General features: G+C 60.0%; 2 protein-coding genes. Both read left to right on the top strand.

Annotated elements, in window-relative coordinates:
• The coding region (gene murA / locus V6C16_RS11530; RefSeq protein WP_333543269.1) for a UDP-N-acetylglucosamine 1-carboxyvinyltransferase at positions 1–933 on the top strand (933 nt) is incomplete at its 5' end.
• A gap of 17 nt (positions 934–950) precedes the next feature.
• Positions 951–1,670, top strand: a complete 720-nt coding sequence (locus V6C16_RS11525) for a BON domain-containing protein (protein WP_333535365.1) — start codon at positions 951–953, stop codon at positions 1,668–1,670.
• Positions 1,671–2,295: the final 625 nt, after the last annotated feature.

Here is a 2,295-nt window from a genome sequence, read left to right as displayed (position 1 = left end):
CGCGTGGCGCTGCCCGGCGGCTGCGCCATCGGCGCACGCCCCGTAGACCAGCACCTGAAGGGGCTGGAACAGATGGGCGCGAGCTTTCAACTGGAAGAGGGGTACATTATCGGCCGTTGCCGCAAGCTCACGGGGGCGCGTATCACTTTTGACATGCCCACGGTAGGCGGTACGGAAAACCTGCTCATGGCGGCAGTGCTGGCCGAGGGCAAGACCGTGCTGGAAAACGTGGCTCTTGAGCCTGAAGTGGTGGATCTGGCGAACTTTTTGTGTGCCTGCGGCGCCAAGATAAGCGGGCAGGGTACATCGTGCATACGGGTCGAGGGCGTCACTTCATTGCATCAGGCCACCTACCCCGTCATGCCGGACCGTATTGAAGCCGGGACCTTTCTGGCGGCGGCGGGCATTACGGGCGGCGAGCTTCTTTTGCACAACTGCCCTTATGACGAGCTTGAGTCCGTCATTCTCAAACTGCGCAGCATGGGCATGGAAATCACGCAGCAGGGCAGCGGTGTGCTGGCCCGCTGCTGCGCGGCCCCCCTGCGCGGCACGGACGTGAAAACACAGCCATACCCCGGCTTTCCCACCGACATGCAGGCCCAGATCATGGCGCTCATGTGTCTGGCGCAGGGCGCCAGCGTGGTGGAGGAAAGCATTTTTGAAAACCGCTTCATGCATGTTCTTGAACTGATGCGCATGGGCGCACAGATCAAGGTGTCGGGCCATACGGCCATGGTGCGCGGCGTGCAGAAACTTACGGGCGCGCCTGTTATGGCCTCAGACCTGCGCGCCAGCGCCTCACTGGTTCTGGCGGGCCTTGCTGCCCACGGCGTCACAGAGGTGCGGCGCATTTACCATCTGGACAGGGGCTATGAGCATATCGAGCACAAGCTTAACGCCGTGGGCGCACGCATCCGGCGCGAAAAGCAGTAAACAGCCAAGGAGAAACCATGCAACGCCTGGCGCTTATTTTGCTTTTGTTTATGCTGGCCGGTCTTAACGGCTGCGCTTATGGCGGTTACGGCCTGTACGACGATCAGCGCCTTATGGATACCATTTCCGACGACAAGGGAATGGCGACCAAGATCAAGACGGCTCTCATGAACGAGAGTTTTACCGGCGGCTGGTCCGTGGCGGTATACAGCTTTTACAGGCATGTTTTTCTGGTGGGCGAGGTTCCGCCGGACATGCAGGGCAAGGCCCTGACCATTGCCCGCCGGTATAATCCGCTTTCGGTCACCCCGCACTGGTTTACCCCGGGCAAGAGCGATACCAGCAATATTGTGCTGGCGACAAAACTGCGCAAAGACCTTATCGGAACCAAGGGGCTTTCTTCCACCCGTATAGATACGGAAGTGAATGCGGGCAGGGTGGTGCTGCTGGGCGTTGTGAAAGATGACGCCGAAAAGCAGCTTGCCATACAGGCGGCGCGGGCTGTGCCGGGGGTAACCTCGGTAACGAGCTACCTGATGCTGCCGCAAAAGGCCGGTCAGCTTGGCGCGGGCGTATCCGAGCGGCATGAAGGAATGGGACCGGCCGACGGCGGCTTTGTGCCTGACAACGCTTCGGGCAGTGCTTCGGGCAGTTCGGGCGGAATGAATACCTCTCCGGCGGCTTCGGGCGGATCGTCGGGAACTGCCGGCAACTTGGAAAGCCGCGACCTGCCCTGACGCGGACAGCTTGCCGCCTGGGGCATGCCATCGTGAAATGCTTGGGGCTGCGGAGCAGGCGCCCGCAGTGAAGGCGTAAGCGCAGTTTATCTGCGCGGTTAAGCATCGAAGCGAGCGTGGCTTAAACTTTGAGAGTGTATATTCTCAAAGTTAATCTGCTCTAGAGCAATTTCACTTTGAAATTGCTCTGGCGGCTGCGTGAGCAGACGCCTCGCTACGAGGCGTAAGCGCAGTTTATCTGCGCGGTTAAACGCCGAAGTGAGCGTGGCTTAAACTTTGAGAATGTATATTCTCAAAGTTAATCTGCTCTAGGTTGATGCCGCAGGGGCCGCCCGCGCCAGTATCGTGCGCCGGGCGGCCCCTGCTGTTTTGAGATATTGCCGGAAAATTCGGCAGCAATGTTTTTCGTTTCGGCCCGCCTGGCTGCCTGTTTTTCGGTCCGGTGGCGCAAGAGCGGCGCACCCCGTGGAAAGACTTTTACGCGCCGTTTCAGGGTTTTTTGCGGGCCAGGGCCAGCCCCATGCGGCGTATGCCTTCCTGCGGCTCGGCAGGCAGCATTTCCCAGTCAGCCTCTTTGTGGCGCAAAAGCGCGGCGATAACGTCCAGGGCCTCTTCGGCGCTGTCC

It is taken from the genome of Desulfovibrio sp. 1188_IL3213 (assembly GCF_036763145.1).
Classification (GTDB): Bacteria; Desulfobacterota; Desulfovibrionia; order Desulfovibrionales; family Desulfovibrionaceae; genus Desulfovibrio.
Note: the sequence above shows the minus strand (reverse complement) of the source record. Positions and strands in the feature narration are given on the sequence as shown.

Excerpts from the sequence above, each read along its gene's own strand:
- V6C16_RS11525 (WP_333535365.1), top strand. The coding sequence starts at position 951 with ATGCAACGCCTGGCGCTTATTTTGCTTTTGTTTATGCTGGCCGGTCTT.